This window comes from Edwardsiella ictaluri ATCC 33202, from assembly GCF_000264785.1.
Classification (GTDB): Bacteria; Pseudomonadota; Gammaproteobacteria; order Enterobacterales; family Enterobacteriaceae; genus Edwardsiella; species Edwardsiella ictaluri.
The window spans coordinates 49,509-64,712 of the sequence record NZ_AFJI01000075.1 but is presented as its reverse complement, the minus strand read 5'-3'; the positions used below and the strand labels follow the sequence as shown (position 1 = coordinate 64,712).

At 60.4% G+C, this 15,204-nt stretch carries 13 protein-coding genes; 3 read left to right on the top strand and 10 right to left on the bottom strand.

The genetic code is table 11. The features are described 5' to 3' along the window. Positions 1-668 precede the first annotated feature (668 nt). Complete coding sequence (locus tag EIEH_RS11025) at positions 669-2,249, bottom strand: methyl-accepting chemotaxis protein (protein WP_015872468.1); 1,581 nt, start codon at positions 2,247-2,249, stop codon at positions 669-671. Between the two features lie 491 nt (positions 2,250-2,740). Here EIEH_RS11025 and hdeB point away from each other — a divergent pair, with 491 nt between their 5' ends. From hdeB to mutS, 3 genes are all read left to right on the top strand, one after another. After that, complete coding sequence (hdeB, locus tag EIEH_RS11020) at positions 2,741-3,058, top strand: acid-activated periplasmic chaperone HdeB (RefSeq protein ID WP_015872469.1); 318 nt, start codon at positions 2,741-2,743, stop codon at positions 3,056-3,058. A gap of 295 nt (positions 3,059-3,353) precedes the next feature. After that, positions 3,354-3,593 (top strand): hypothetical protein, encoded by a 240-nt coding sequence (locus EIEH_RS19710; protein WP_015872470.1) that lies wholly within the window; start codon positions 3,354-3,356, stop codon positions 3,591-3,593. 334 nt (positions 3,594-3,927) lie between these two features. Continuing rightward, complete coding sequence (gene mutS / locus EIEH_RS11010) at positions 3,928-6,486, top strand: DNA mismatch repair protein MutS (RefSeq protein ID WP_015872472.1); 2,559 nt, start codon at positions 3,928-3,930, stop codon at positions 6,484-6,486. Between the two features lie 51 nt (positions 6,487-6,537). On the opposite strand, the gene rpoS is transcribed toward mutS, so the two are convergent. The 9 genes from rpoS to ptsP all read right to left on the bottom strand — a co-directional run bounded on the left by rpoS (position 6,538) and on the right by ptsP (position 15,198). After that, on the bottom strand, positions 6,538-7,524 hold the full coding sequence (rpoS, locus tag EIEH_RS11005; protein WP_015872473.1) for an RNA polymerase sigma factor RpoS: 987 nt from the start codon (positions 7,522-7,524) through the stop codon (positions 6,538-6,540). Between the two features lie 51 nt (positions 7,525-7,575). Continuing rightward, on the bottom strand, positions 7,576-8,508 hold the full coding sequence (gene nlpD, locus EIEH_RS11000; protein ID WP_081490041.1) for a murein hydrolase activator NlpD: 933 nt from the start codon (positions 8,506-8,508) through the stop codon (positions 7,576-7,578). A gap of 327 nt (positions 8,509-8,835) precedes the next feature. Further along, complete coding sequence (locus tag EIEH_RS10995) at positions 8,836-9,474, bottom strand: protein-L-isoaspartate(D-aspartate) O-methyltransferase (RefSeq protein ID WP_015872475.1); 639 nt, start codon at positions 9,472-9,474, stop codon at positions 8,836-8,838. After that, positions 9,468-10,232 carry a 5'/3'-nucleotidase SurE gene (gene surE, locus EIEH_RS10990; RefSeq protein WP_015872476.1) on the bottom strand — a complete coding sequence of 255 codons (765 nt, stop codon included), beginning with the start codon at positions 10,230-10,232 and terminating at the stop codon, positions 9,468-9,470. The genes EIEH_RS10995 and surE overlap by 7 nt, the downstream gene beginning before the upstream one ends. Next, positions 10,213-11,259 (bottom strand): tRNA pseudouridine(13) synthase TruD, encoded by a 1,047-nt coding sequence (gene truD / locus EIEH_RS10985; protein WP_015872477.1) that lies wholly within the window; start codon positions 11,257-11,259, stop codon positions 10,213-10,215. The genes surE and truD overlap by 20 nt, the downstream gene beginning before the upstream one ends. A gap of 3 nt (positions 11,260-11,262) precedes the next feature. Further along, entirely contained in the window at positions 11,263-11,736 is a 474-nt protein-coding gene (gene ispF / locus EIEH_RS10980) for a 2-C-methyl-D-erythritol 2,4-cyclodiphosphate synthase (RefSeq protein WP_015872478.1), read from the bottom strand. A 3-nt stretch (positions 11,737-11,739) separates the two neighbouring features. Then, on the bottom strand, positions 11,740-12,471 hold the full coding sequence (gene ispD / locus EIEH_RS10975; RefSeq protein WP_015872479.1) for a 2-C-methyl-D-erythritol 4-phosphate cytidylyltransferase: 732 nt from the start codon (positions 12,469-12,471) through the stop codon (positions 11,740-11,742). 53 nt (positions 12,472-12,524) lie between these two features. Next, a complete protein-coding gene (gene ftsB, locus EIEH_RS10970; RefSeq protein ID WP_015872480.1) occupies positions 12,525-12,869 on the bottom strand; it encodes a cell division protein FtsB in 345 nt (114 codons plus the stop codon). An 82-nt stretch (positions 12,870-12,951) separates the two neighbouring features. After that, positions 12,952-15,198: a phosphoenolpyruvate--protein phosphotransferase gene (gene ptsP, locus EIEH_RS10965; protein ID WP_015872481.1), complete on the bottom strand. Its 2,247-nt coding sequence runs from the start codon at positions 15,196-15,198 to the stop codon at positions 12,952-12,954. Between the last annotated feature and the right edge of the window lie 6 nt (positions 15,199-15,204).

The following is a 15,204-nucleotide window of genomic DNA, read 5'->3' as shown; positions in this document are numbered from 1 at the left end:
TCCTGTCGGACAGATTAGCGCTTCGTAGTGTAAACATATTCTCTCCCATCAACGATGACCTCCAAGGTGCCACTCTTTACGTTACGCTGAATTATTCTCCCCAAAGTGAGGTTATTCACAATCCACAGGGCCAACAACGCCACCACAAATGACCATACACTGACGAACCGTACCGCTGTTACCGGCTTCACCCGCTGAATGCTATTTCCGGTCAAAAGCCCTTTCGCGTGCTACCGCATAGTCCCCCCCGGCCAGAATAGTACCGGTAAGCCCCTATACCCTGCACACTAAATACATCAAGCACATCGTTAAGATAGCGCCTGAATAACATGACGCGGGCATAGCAAACCCGTGGGACAATAACACCAATCATCGCCACAGGCTGAATCACTACATACCCAATCGTCGGCGTAATTTCCACCAAGCAGGCTACAGCGTTGGTCATAAAACCGATCAGTTGTAGCTGGTCTGTCTGCTTAAGTGATCGCCAGAATAGGTAAACAGACAAATTATTCACATCGGTTATTTATATGACTATTAAAATAACGATGAAAAGAATAACGTTAACCAAAGTAATAGATAAAAAAGGAAATGATGACGTGAAATAAAACCATTTCGCCGCCCGCAACGCGGGGCGGTGAAATGGCGCCCTAACGGATGCTCAGGGCTTAGATACGGAACTGGGCGATGGTACCATGCAGTGACCGGGCGTGTTCCTCCAGCGCACGGGCATCGCCCGCCAACTGCTCTGAAAGGGCCGCGTTCTGACGAATACCGCTGTCCATAAAGGCCACCGCACTGACGACGCCATCCACCGTTCCGGCCTGCTCGGCGGAGTCTGCGCTGATCAGGTTCACCGCGCATTTCACCTGCTGCATCGCCGCATCGATTTGGGTCATACAGCGATCGGCGCTATCAACAGACTGGGCGTTACTGCGTACCCGCTGTACCGAGCGAGCCAACAGCTGGCCGATGTCGCGGGCGGCGACCGACGAACGCTGGGCCAGAGAGCGAACTTCTGCAGCTACCACTGCAAAACCGCGCCCCTGACTGCCGGCCCGCGCCGCTTCAACCGCCGCATTCAGCGCCAAGATATTAGTCTGAAATGCGATGGACTCGATAATTCGGGTAATATCGGAGATCTCCGCAGAATCCTTGATGATGTGCTCCATATCCGCTACCACGGCATGGATCACCCGGCTTCCCTCGGCCACCTGCTCCCCGGCATCGGCCACGAGCCTGTCCGCCTGGCCGGCGTTCTCGGAGTTACGCTTTACCGCCGCCGCAAACTGCGCGATCGCCGCCGCCGTCTGTTGAATAGACGAAGACTGACTGTCGCTGCGAGAAGCCAGATCACCGCTGCCACCGGTCAAGCCTTGGCTAACACCGGAAACCTGCTGTACCGACGTTTTCACCTGCCCCAGCAGGCTAGTCAGTGCCCGCTGCATCTCCTGGGTCGCGGCCAGAATACTCCCCTCCGGCACCGACGCTATGGCCAGTCGATATTGCAGATCGCCAGCGGCAATGGCATTGATCAGACGGCGCAGCGCGACCGGTTCGGCGCCCAGCGTACCGCTGATGGTGCTCCGTATCGACATGGCGATCAACACCACCGTGGCGACGGCGATCGCGGCCAGTACCAGCATCAGAAAGCGAAAGTGTTCGGAAACCCCGCGCGCAACCTGGGTCTGCGCATTGCTATAGCCATCCTCTATGGTAATAAAAGCATTGATCTGCTTCAGCCAGGTCACAAAACGGGGGCCAGCCTGCTGCAGCAGCAGCTGAGACGCCTGCTCAAGCTGCCCCGCCTCGCGCAGGGCGATCACCTGTGCGATCAGCGGCAAGGTCTGAGACTCCGTCGCCGCCAGTTCGCTATAGACCCGCTGCTCTTCTGCGCTAAATCCGGCACTGCCGCTGCGCAGCTGCCCCAAGCGCTGCCAGGCCCGCTGATAATCCCCCCCCAGCCGGGCAATATCCCGCACGATAGGCGCCAGAGCATCCGGCTCCACCAGCACGACGTCGCGCAGCGCAATAGCGCGATCGTGCACGCTGCCGCGCAGATCCACCGCCAGCTGTTGCTTCACGTTATTCACATCGTTAATCTGCTCCAGCGAGCTTTTAATCTTGCCAACCTGCCACACGCTGACCGATGCCAGCAACAGCACCAGTACCAGTACCACGCCAAAGCAGATGACGATCCGCCCCCCAATTGTCACTCGCTGAAAATAACTGCGTACTGCCGCCAACATGACTTTCCCTCAAATAAAAGACCGACCGCGCATCGGCTAAATAGGTTTTATCGTTATCCTGTCGTGAGGTAACCCCAGCGCCCCGATCGCCAACGTAATCAATACCGACATCACTCTGGAGCGGTTACCCGTAACTATGTTATATCGGCCGGACCCAGCAACAATTCAGTCATATTGCACCTTTATTTATCTATCGATGAAATAGCAATAACAAATCTATCTTGAGGCACCGAAATAATGTCGTTTTATTGCTCACATCAAGGGGGCAGTAAAAGCCAGCAGATGGCCCGGCCTGCATTATGCAGCTAAAGCGGCAGATTTTGCACCGCCGTACACTATTTACGACTATAGTCCTCATGACGCCTTTTCCAGCGAGGCAGCATCGCTCTCCCTTGAAAAGGCCCCGCATTGCTGGCAAGATAACAGAAATATGTAATACAAAAATACATATTCGATTTATCGTACAATAATTAAGTGAGGCAGTGACAGTAATGAAAATGACGCTACTCGCCGCAGTTCTGGGCACACTGACGCTGGGCGTTGCCAGTCTGGCCCAGGCCGCCACGGAAACCACTCCGCAGAATATGACCTGCAAAGAATTTGTTAACCTGAACCCTAAGGCGATGACACCGGTCGCCTTCTGGATGCTCAATCAAGATACTGATTATAAAGGCGGCGACTACGTCGACTGGAATGAAGTCGAAACTATCGCCGTTCCCCAGGTCATGAAGGTCTGCAAACAGCATCCGCAGAAGAAGGTCATGGATATCAAAGGTGAGATTAAGCCTGCCGACAACGCGGCGCACTAATCCACTTTAGCCCGGCTCCGTTGAGCCGGGCGCGTTTCTTCCCTGCAGCCCCACGCCGAATGAACCGCCCGCCCACAGCATCTACACCTAATGGGCCCCAGCCAGCCTTACGCGGAGGTGCCATGTGGCCAGCGATATCTCCACACGCATCGCCTGATAGACCCCCTGATCTACATCGTCGCCCCTTGCTCTCATCTTTGCCCAGGGATTATCAGCCCTTCTGACCCCATATCTGAAGCCCCTCCAGCGCCCCTCTTTATAAGCGCTAAATCACGAGCGGCAGGATGCCGGCCCAATGAGGAGCATCGCCTGTGCCGGTACTCTCAACAGCCAGCGCCTTGGCGAACTGAGTCAACGGGTTGCCACTCTACAGCGATGCCATCGCGCGAAGCTGCAACTGCTGGCCGTTCTGGATAACCGCCATCCCGGCCTGAAGCGCCTGCTGCTGGCGATGACATTCGACGCCGTCTGGTATGACCCACCTCACCTGCGCCGGAGGTTGCTGCAGCTGGCGAGCAGGAGCGACGGGTACTGAAATAGAGCGCCGAGGGCGCCTCTCTGCTGACGATGGCCCAGCAGCATGGCGTCAGAGTGAAAAACCTCTATAGTCCGCGTCGCGCTGCATCAGCTGAGGCTGACCCGCCCCATGTATGGCTACAGCTCTCTGCCGCCCTTTGCCATCAAACGCCACCACCACCGGTGGCCTGATCGCCGCGGGCGCTCCACAAAACGCACTGCGGTTCCCCTGCCCGAAAGAGTTGGTTATCATGCTCAGTTAACGGTTTTCTGGCCTGGGTATGCCCGGGCGCGGGCGTACCTGCCCGCCGCTCTCCCGTCAGGCCGGCTCTATCACACGGATACGCAAACCTATGACCACCACGGACAATCTTGACGCTCACACCCCCATGATGCAGCAGTATCTGCGTCTCAAGGCGCAGCACCCAGACATCCTGCTGTTTTACCGAATGGGAGACTTTTACGAACTGTTTTATGACGATGCCCGCCGTGCGTCACAGCTGCTGGATATCTCCCTGACCAAACGCGGCGCCTCTGCCGGGGAGCCAATCCCGATGGCTGGTGTGCCTTATCACGCGGTAGAAAACTACTTGGCCAAGCTGGTGCAGCTGGGGGAGTCGGTGGCTATCTGCGAACAGATTGGCGATCCTGCCGCCAGCAAGGGACCGGTAGAGCGTAAGGTGGTACGGATCGTTACACCGGGCACCGTCAGCGATGAGGCCCTGCTCAGCGAGCGGCAGGACAACCTGCTGGCGGCGATCTGGCAATCGCCCAACGGCTTTGGCTACGCCACGTTGGATATCAGCTCCGGACGCTTCCGTGCTGCCGAGCCGCAGGACGCCGATAGCATGGCCGCGGAGCTGCAGCGCACCAATCCTGCGGAGCTGCTCTACCCAGAGGAGTTTACCTCCATGGCGCTGATCGAGCAGCGCCGTGGGCTGCGCCGCCGCCCGATGTGGGAGTTCGAGCTGGAAACCGCCCGCCAGCAGCTCAACCTACAGTTCGGCACCCGCGATCTGAGCGGCTTTGGCGTCGAACAGGCCCCCCAGGCGCTGCGCGCAGCCGGCTGCCTGCTGCAGTATGCCAAAGATACCCAGCGCACCATGCTGCCCCATATCCGCGCCATCACCATGGAGCGCCAGCAGGACGGCATCATTATGGACGCCGCCACCCGGCGTAATCTGGAGCTGACCCAGAATCTGGCCGGGGGGCAGGAAAATACCCTGGCAGCAGTGCTGGATGCCAGCGTCACCGCGATGGGCAGCCGGATGCTCAAGCGCTGGCTACATATGCCGATCCGCGATCGCCAGGCGCTGCAGCGGCGTCAGGATGCCATCGAGGCGCTGCTGCCGCTGATTGACGATCTGCAGCCCCTGCTGCGCCAGGTCGGCGATCTGGAGCGCATTCTGGCCCGGCTGGCGCTGCGCAGCGCCCGTCCACGCGATCTGGCACGCATGCGTGTCGCCTTCCAGCAGTTGCCAACCCTGCAAACCCTGCTCGGCGAGCGCGGCAGTGAGGCGCTGGCGCCGCTGGCGCGTCAGGCTGGCCGCTTCGATGCCCTGTGCGAACTGCTGGAGCGGGCGCTGGTCGAAACGCCGCCGGTGCTGGTACGCGACGGCGGCGTGATCGCCAGCGGCTATCACGCCGAGCTCGACGAGTGGCGTGCACTGGCGGACGGCGCCAGCGACTACCTCGACCGGCTGGAGGTCCGCGAGCGTGAGAAGCTGGGGCTGGATACCCTGAAGGTCGGCTTTAACGCGGTGCATGGCTACTATATTCAGGTCAGCCGTGGACAGAGTCACCTGGTGCCTATCCACTACGTTCGCCGCCAGACGCTGAAAAACGCCGAGCGCTACATTATCCCCGAACTGAAAGAGTATGAGGATAAGGTACTGACCTCGAAGGGCAAGGCGCTGGCGCTGGAGAAGCAGCTGTATGACGAGCTGTTCGACCTGCTGCTGCCGCACCTGGCGGCGCTACAGCAGAGCGCGACGGCGCTGGCCGAGCTGGACGTCCTGAGCGGCCTGGCCGAGCGGGCCGACCGCTACGGCTACGTCCGCCCACAGCTGAGCGAACGCACCGGGATCAATATCGACGAGGGGCGACACCCGGTCGTGGAGCAGGTGCTCAGGGAGCCCTTCATCGCCAACCCGCTGACCCTGTCCGGCGCACGGCGCATGCTGGTGATCACCGGCCCCAACATGGGCGGCAAGAGCACCTACATGCGCCAGGCGGCGCTGATCGTGCTGATGGCGCACATCGGCAGCTTCGTCCCGGCGCAGCGCGCCGTCATCGGCCCGGTCGATCGCATCTTTACCCGCGTCGGCGCCGCCGACGATCTGGCCTCCGGCCGCTCCACCTTTATGGTGGAGATGACCGAAACGGCCAATATCCTACACAACGCGACCGAGCACAGTCTGGTGCTGATGGATGAGATTGGCCGCGGCACCTCCACCTACGACGGCCTGTCGCTGGCCTGGGCCTGCGCCGAAAGTCTGGCCAGCCGTATCAAGGCGATGACGCTGTTCGCCACCCACTACTTCGAGCTGACCACCCTGCCGGAAAAGCTGGAGGGGGTCTACAACGTGCATCTGGACGCGCTGGAGCACGGCGAGACCATCGCCTTTATGCACAGCGTGCAGGACGGCGCGGCCAGTAAGAGCTATGGGCTGGCGGTGGCGGCATTGGCCGGAGTGCCACGCGAGGTGATCAAACGCGCGCGCCAGAAACTGCGTGAGCTGGAAACCTTATCGCAGCACGGCAACCAGAGCCAGGCAGACGGCGCCCAACTGCCACTGCTGGTCGAGGCGGAGCCGTCGGCGGCGCTGGAAGCGCTGACCGCTATCGATCCCGATGTGCTGACGCCGCGCCAGGCGCTGGACTGGCTCTATCGCCTCAAGGGGATGCTATAGCGATAAAAAAACGGTGAAGCCTTGGCTTCACCGTTTTTTTGACCACGCCGCTCAGCGGAACAGGGCCTCGATACTCAGTCCCTGCATCTGCAGGATCTCTCGCAGGCGCCGCAGCCCTTCAACCTGGATTTGACGCACCCGCTCGCGGGTCAGGCCAATCTCTCGCCCAACGTCCTCCAGCGTGGCGGCCTCATAGCCCAGCAGGCCAAAGCGGCGCGCCAGCACCTCGCGCTGCTTGGCGTTCAGCTCAAACAGCCAATTGACGATGCTCTGCTTCATGTCATCGTTCTGGGTGCAATCCTCCGGCCCGCTTTCGTTCTCATCAGTCAGAATATCCAGCAGCGCCTTCTCCGAATCGCCGCCCAGTGGGGTATCCACTGAGGTGATCCGTTCGTTGAGACGCAGCATACGGCTGACATCATGCACCGGCTTCTCCAGCCGCTCGGCGATCTCCTCCGCGCTCGGCTCATGGTCCAGCTTATGAGCGAGTTCGCGGGCGGTGCGCAGATAGACGTTAAGCTCTTTAACGATATGGATAGGCAGACGGATGGTGCGGGTCTGGTTCATGATGGCCCGCTCAATGGTCTGACGGATCCACCAGGTAGCGTAGGTCGAAAAACGGAAGCCGCGCTCCGGGTCAAACTTCTCTACCGCGCGGATCAGACCCAGATTACCCTCTTCGATAAGATCCAGCAGTGCCAGACCGCGATTGCTGTAGCGGCGGGAGATCTTGACCACCAGTCGCAGGTTGCTTTCGATCATCCGCTTACGCGATGCCTCATCCCCACGCAGGGCCCGGCGGGCAAAGAAAACCTCCTCTTCCGCCGTCAACAGCGGCGCATAACCGATTTCGCTAAGATAAAGCTGCGTGGCGTCCAGAACGCGCTGTGAAACAGACTGAGACAGCAATTCATCATCGGTGATGTCATTTTCCATGGACTCTTCAACGAGGTCCTTCTCGTCAAAACCGTCCTCAACGCCATCCTCCAACTCGACTTCATCATGTAATTCGTTAACTTTCAGCGTAGTATGACTCATAGCTGTACCCTACCCGTGATTTGCGAGCAGGATACAGCGATCCTGCTCAAACTATCGCTGCGGCAGATATTGCAGCGGGTTTACGGATTTTCCCTTGTAACGAATTTCAAAGTGCAATCTAACTGAGCTGGCACCGGTACTGCCCATGGTGGCAATTTTTTGACCCGCCTTCACCTCTTGTTGCTCCCGGACCAGCATGGTGTCGTTATGGGCGTAGGCGCTCAGGTAATCATCATTATGTTTAATGATGATCAGGTTTCCATAGCCGCGCAACGCATTACCGGCATACACCACCCGCCCATCGGCGGTGGCCTGCACCGGCTGGCCACGCGAGCCTGCAATATCGATCCCCTTGTTGCCCCCTTCGGCAGACGAGAAGTTTTCGATAATCTTACCGTCAGTCGGCCAGCGCCAAGTCCCTACCGGCGCAGAGCTGGATGACGACGCGGAAACGGCAGGAGCGGCACTTGCCACTCCTGCTGCAGGCAACATTCTGCCTACATTCTGTTTACCCGAAGGGTCAGAATACGCGCTGGCCGATTTAGAATCAACATTCGTCGTCTGAATTTGTGCACTGCTTGGCTGAACGGGAACAATATTATTGGAGGCCAACATACCGCCGCCGCCGTTTCCGCCGATGCGGATAACCTGTCCGACATTCAGGCTATAGGGCGCCTGAATATTATTGCGCACAGCCAGATCGCGGAAATCGCTGCCGGTGATCCAGGCAATATAAAACAGCGTATCGCCGCGCTTAACGGTGTAGGCTTCACCGTTATAGCTCCCCTTGGGAATCGACTGATAGCTGCGGTTATAAACAATATGTCCGCGGGCATCCGTCTGCACACGACCGCTGGAGGAGAGCATGCGTCCACCGCCCGAGCCATTTACTGAACTTATCGGTGCGGAACTATTACTACTGCTACACCCAGCCAGCCACATTGTAACCAGCGTACACACCGCCACCCGGCGCCATTTAATCATTGGGCTTCCCATGCTCATGCCCCCCCATGACAGCATTCTTCTCTTAAATAAGTCATTTGATACACCCGGAAAACGCTGGATTAGCGTCGGCCCATGCTGGCCGAAAGGCATTGATATCGCTCAGCCAAATATTGTATTCATACCCTAAGTCAGGGAATTGGACACTAAAAAGCGCCCGCAGGTCAAATACGGATTAAGTAAGAATTATCCCTATTCGCCTCAGCAGGGCTGCGACAGAAACGTCTACGGCGCGCTCCGCCGCAGGCCATCGTAGTTCAGCATAACGGCAATGGCACTCTTCTGCACAGCGAGGTGTGCCATTGCCCGTCAAGCAAGCTCACCGCTCACCAGCGGGACAAAGCGCACCGGCTCGATCGATTCGACCAGGTATTCGCCGCCGCGCCGCTGGATACGCCGCAGAAACTGAGGCTGGGACTGCTCGCCGACCGGCAGCACCAAGCGCCCCCCTTCGGCCAGCTGAGCCAGCAGCACCGGCGGGATCTCCGGTGCTGCTGCGGTCACGATAATGGCATCAAAGGGACCGCGCGACGCCCAGCCCAGCCATCCATCGCCGTGACGGGTCGATACATTGTGTAAATCCAACTGCTTGAGACGTCGTTTAGCCTGCCATTGCAGGCTCTTGATCCGCTCGACCGAATAGACGTGAGGCACCAGATGCGCCAGCACCGCCGTCTGATAGCCGGTGCCAGTGCCTATCTCCAACACCCGGGAAGCCGCCTGCAACGCCAGCAGCTCAGTCATCCGCGCCACCATATAGGGCTGAGAGATAGTCTGCCCCAGCCCTATCGGCAGCGCGGTGTTGTCATAAGCCTTATGGGACATGGCCTCATCGATAAAGCGCTCGCGCGGCACAGAAGCAATGGCTTTCAGCACCGCCTCATCGCGGATCCCCTGACGCATCAGCTGCTGGATCAGCAGCAGAACCCGGCGATCAACATCTACCATGCCGCACCGCCCTTATCCACCCGGCCCAGCCACTCCGCCAGGCGGCCACGCGCACCGTGGGCGGTCAGATCCACCTGCAGTGGCGTCACGGAGATATAGCCCGCCGCCACGGCGGCGAAATCGGTCTCTTCACCGGCGTCCTGCTTGGCCCCCGGCGGACCGATCCACATCAGCGGCTTACCGCGCGGATCCTGCTGATGGATCACCGTCTGCGCCGGATGACGGCTGCCGCAGCGGGTTACGCGCCAGCCTCGGATCGCCGTCAGTGGGACGTCCGGCACATTCACATTCAGAATGCGCCCACTGCGCAGCGGTGCATCAGACAGCATACGCAACAGTCGGCAGGTGACCGCCGCCGCCGTGTCATAGTGACGCTCACCGTCCAGAGATACCGCCAGCGCAGGAAAGCCCAGATGGCGCCCCTCCATCGCCGCCGCCACCGTGCCGGAGTAGATCACGTCATCTCCCAGGTTAGGGCCAGCGTTGATACCGGCGATCACGATATCCGGGCGCGGGCGCATCAACGCATTGACCCCCAGATAGACGCAGTCGGTCGGCGTACCGTCGATCACGCTGATGTCGCCGTTGGCCAAGGTTTCGCTGCGCAGCGGTGACTCCAGCGTCAGGGCATTGGACGACCCGCTGCGATTGCGGTTCGGAGCGACGACCTGCACCTGGGCAAACTCTCGTAGCGCCGCTGCCAGCGTCTGAATACCGGGAGCCGTTACACCATCATCATTACTCAGCAAGATCCGCATCGGAGTTTTCCTGACAGAACAGTTCACGCACTACGCTGGTGGCGAAACTACCGGCGGGCAGATCGAAGGTCAGCTCGACGGTGGCGTCATCCCACCAGCTCCAGGTCATCGCCTGCGGCTGCAGCAACACCGCACGGCGTGCTGGATCTACCCGCTCACGCGTCAGCAGGGCCTGCAGATCAGCCGTCTCAGATAGCACCCGACGTTCAAACTCTGCCGCATCGCCGCCGACGCCCCCGTCACCGTCGCCCGGCAGCGCCGCCGTAATGCGCAGCTCGCCGACGTCCAGCCGCTGCTGCAGCACCGACAGCTCCGCCTCCCGGGCGACAAACCAGCTGCCGCGACCGGTCAGCTGCAGCGCGTCGCCCGCCAGAACCCGAGAAAAACAACCCGCAGCCAGCCGCTCACTTACCAACAAATTAAACAGCGCGCTGCGCGCCGCGGAGAGATAGAAACCGCGCTTGGCGCGCTCTTTCACCCGAATCTGATCGGTGGCCCAGCGACGCGCCTGCTGCAGATTATTACCGCCACGGCCAAAGCGCTGCTCGCCAAAATAGTTGGGCACACCCTGCGTCGCCACCCGGCGCAGGCGCTCTTCGACCTCGGCGCTGTCACTGATGTGACGCAGCACCAGGCGGAACTGGTTGCCACGCAGCGTACCGATACGCAGCTTCTTTCGATGGCGGGCCACGGCCAGAACCTGACATCCCTCCAGCACAAACTGGCTGAAGTCTGGCGTATCACGCCCCGGTAGATGCAGGCAGAACCACTGCTCGGTCACCGCATGACGATCCTTCAGCCCGGCGTAGCTGACCGAACGCCCGGCGATACGGGCAAAGCGGGCCAGATTCTCCGCCACAAACTGGGTATTACACCCCTCTTTACGCAGGCGAACCAGCACATGCTCACCCTCGCCGTCCGGGGTAAATCCCAGATCCTCTGCAACAAAAAAATCCTCGGCAAAGGCTTTGACCACCCCGGTCGCCACCGGGCGCCCATGCAGATACTGCAGCGTAGAAAACTCCATCGTTTACTCCTTGATCAGCAGGGCCACCGCTGCGCAGGCGATCCCCTCCCCACGCCCGGTAAAGCCCAGCTTTTCAGTGGTGGTCGCCTTCACGTTGACATCATCAATCGGGCACTGTAAATCTTCGGCCAGAAACACCCGCATCTGCGGAATGTGCGGCGCCATTTTGGGTGCCTGGGCAATCAGGGTAATATCCAGATTACCCAGGCGGTAGCCCCTGGCACGAATGCTGCGGTATGCCTCACGCAGCAGCGCGCGGCTGTCCGCCCCCTTATAGGCGGGATCCGTATCCGGGAACAGCTTGCCAATATCCCCCAGGGCCGCCGCCCCCAACAGGGCATCAGTCGCCGCATGCAGAGCGACATCACCATCGGAATGGGCCAGCAGCCCCTGTGGATGCGCGATGCGCACACCGCCGATAATCAGCGGCCCCTCGCCGCCGAAGCGGTGCACGTCAAAACCGTGACCAATTCTCATCGGTTATTGCTCCTGTGAGTGCGTCAAAAAGGCATGACGCGCCAGATAGAACTCTGCCAGCGCCAAATCCTCCGGACGGGTAACTTTAATATTATCTGAACGCCCGCTGACCAAGCGCGGATGATAGCCGCAATACTCCAGCGCCGAGGCCTCATCGGTCACCGTTGCCCCCTCGCTCAGAGCACGCTGCAGACACTGGATCAGCAGCGCCCGGGGAAACAGCTGCGGCGTCAGCGCATGCCACAGATCCTGGCGCTCCACCGTATGGGCGATCTGCGGGAGACCGGCTTCAGCCCGTTTCATCGTGTCGCAGACCGGCGTCGCCAATATCGCCCCCTGCTGCGCGGCGTCCATACAGGCCACCAGATGCGCCAGATCGCCAGACTGCAGGCAGGGACGCGCCGCATCGTGCACCAGGACCCAGTCGGCATCGTCGGCGGCCAGCAGCGCAGCAAGCACCGACTCGGCGCGTGTCGCCCCGCCCGTCACGCGGCTGACCCGCCGATCCACCGCCAGCGGCAGCGCGTCAAAGCAGGCATCCTGCGGGTGCAGCGCAACGATCGCACGGCGCACAGCCGGATGGGCAAACAGCGCCGTCACGGCATGCTCCAGAATGGTCTTGCCATTCAGCATGAGGTATTGCTTGGGGGTAGCGCTTTGCATCCGGCTGCCGATCCCGGCTGCCGGTACAATGGCGACAATGGACGGTTCATTAACGGAGTCGTTATCGTTCATCGGTGAATTATCGTTATCGGATATGAAGACATGGCGCAGGCCATGCAAAGAATTCAGTGACTCGCCGTCACTGACGGGTAGGATGCGACTGACTGGGAAGCCGTTCCCACCGTACGGCGTTTGTTCTGATCGGGCACCAGGCGGTAGAAGGTCTCGCCCGGTTTAATCATCCCCAGCTCATTGCGCGCGCGCTCTTCGATCGCCTCTTGGCCGCCATTAAGATCATCGATCTCGGCAAACAATTGATCGTTGCGCGATTTCAGCTTGGCATTATTCGCCTGCTGCGTCGCGACGTCCTGCTTCACCCGCATATAGTCATGGACGCCGTTTTTGCCGACCCAAAGCGAATACTGCAGCCAGCCCAACAGCACCACCAATAATAGCGTCAGTTTACCCATTCACGCCCCCTGAAAAACCGCCCAATCATCCCATAACTTCCGTCAGGACTCCATCATGACGGCAAAATTCCCCGGAGGTGCCCTACATTCCGCCACGGATCAGACCACCGACGCCGCGCCGCTCTAAAAACGAGGCGGTGAGGTGACGCACCTCGGTCGATGAATGGGCCGCCACCATGCGGGCGGCCAGCCCCTCGATATCCTGCAGATCCAGGTGACGCAGCAGATACTTGATACGCGGCACACTGTGCCCGTTCATGCTCAGCTGGCGGAACCCCAGCCCCACCAGCAGCAGTGCGCCCATCGGATCGCCGGCCATCTCGCCGCAGACGCTGACCGGCAGCCCCAGCTCGGCACACTCCCGCACCACCTGCTGCAGCAGGCGCAGCATCGCCGGGTGCAGGCCATCATACAGCGCGGCCACCCGGGTATTGTTGCGATCCACCGCCAGCAGATACTGGGTCAAATCGTTGGTGCCGACCGAAATAAAGTCGACCCGTGAGGCCAGCCCCGACAGCATAAAGGCCAACGCCGGCACCTCCAGCATCACCCCGATACGCGGGCGCGGCAGGGCATAGCCCAACATCTCCTCAACCTCGCGTCCGGCGCGCTCGATCAGGCGACGCGCTTCATCCACTTCGGCCAGGGTTGTCACCATCGGCAGCAGGATCCCCAGGTTGCCGCTGGCCGCATTGGCGCGCAGCATGGCGCGCACCTGCACCAGAAAGATCTCCGGCTGATCGAGGGTGATCCGTAGCCCACGCCAGCCCAGGCTGGGGTTCTCCTCGCTAATCGGCATGTAGGGTAGCTGCTTGTCGGCACCGATATCCAGGGTGCGCAGCACTACCGGCTTCGCCGGGTTTATCTGCAGCATACCCTGATACTGTGCAACCTGCTCCTCCTCGGACGGAAAGCCGCTCTGCAACATAAAAGGAATTTCGGTACGGTATAGCCCCACGCCGTCGACGCAAGCCTCCAGACGCTGCTCATGCTCTGCGCTCAGGCCGGCGTTCAGCAGCACAACGATCCGTTCGCCACTGCGCAGCTGCGCCGGGCGATCCGACTCGGCCTCCGTCTTACGGCTCAGCGCCTGCTCTTCGCTGATCAGCCGCTGGTATTCCTGCACCAAAACCGGCTCCGGCTCGACCAGCACCTCTCCGCGGTAGCCATCAATAATCAGCAGCCGCTCATGGAGCAGCGCAGGGCGAATATCGGCCCCCATCACCGTCGGTACGCCCATCGCGCGCAGGATAATTGCCGCGTGGGAGTTAGAGGCACCGTCACGCACCACCACCCCCAGCAGACAGGACTGCGGGATCTCCGCCAGCAGGGTCGGCGTCAGCTCATCGGCCACCAGAATAAAGCGCTCCGGCCACGGCGCCGGACCGATGGCGTTATCATCCAGATGGAACAACAGACGCTGCCCGAGCGCGCGTAAATCGCTGGCGCGATCGCGCATATAGCTGTCCTGCAGACTGGCAAACTGGTCGGCAAAGTGCTCGGTGACCTGCTTCACAGCCCACTCGGCCACCGCGCCGCCGTCGACGTGATGCATCAGCTCACGCTTCAGACGCGGATCGTTGAGCAGGTGAGAGTAGAGATCGAAGATCGCCGCGCTCTCTTTCTGGGCACTGGCGCCAAAGCGTTTGCTATAGCGGCGAAACTCGCTGGCTGCCTCCTCCAGCGCCCGCGCCAGTCGCTCACGCTCGCTGTCGGTATCCAGAGTAGATGCTTCATAAACATGCTCCAGCGCCGGTTGGCTGATGTCCATCCATCCCTTGGCCACTGCGACACCTGGCGCCGCGGCGATAGCGCGCAGGCGATTCTGGCGCAGGCGGCCAAACAGGGTGTTGAGCTGGGTTTGCGACAGGATCCCGGCCAGCTGAGTCGCCAGGGTTACCAGAAAGGACTCTTCAACCTCATCAAACTGACGGGACGCACGCTGCTGTATGACCAGCACCCCCAGCAGCTGACGGCGATAGATCATCGGCACGCCCAGGAATGCACGGTAACACTCCTCGCGCACCTGCGGCAGATATTTAAAGCTGGGATGGCTGGGCGCATCCGCCAGGTTCACCGGCTCCGCCAGACGACCCACCAGGCCGACGATCCCTTCGTCGAAAGAGAGCGCCACCACGCGACCACGCGGCTTTTGCAGACCACGGGTCGCCATCAGGTAGTAGCACTGGCGATCGTTGTCGGCCAGGTAAACAGAGCAAACCTCCGTCTCCATCGCCCGACAGGTTTCGTCCACCAGCACATTCAGCGCGTCATTCAGGCTGGCAGCCGCAGCCACCTTTTCCACGATCTCGCGCAGGCGTGTAAGCATGATTAC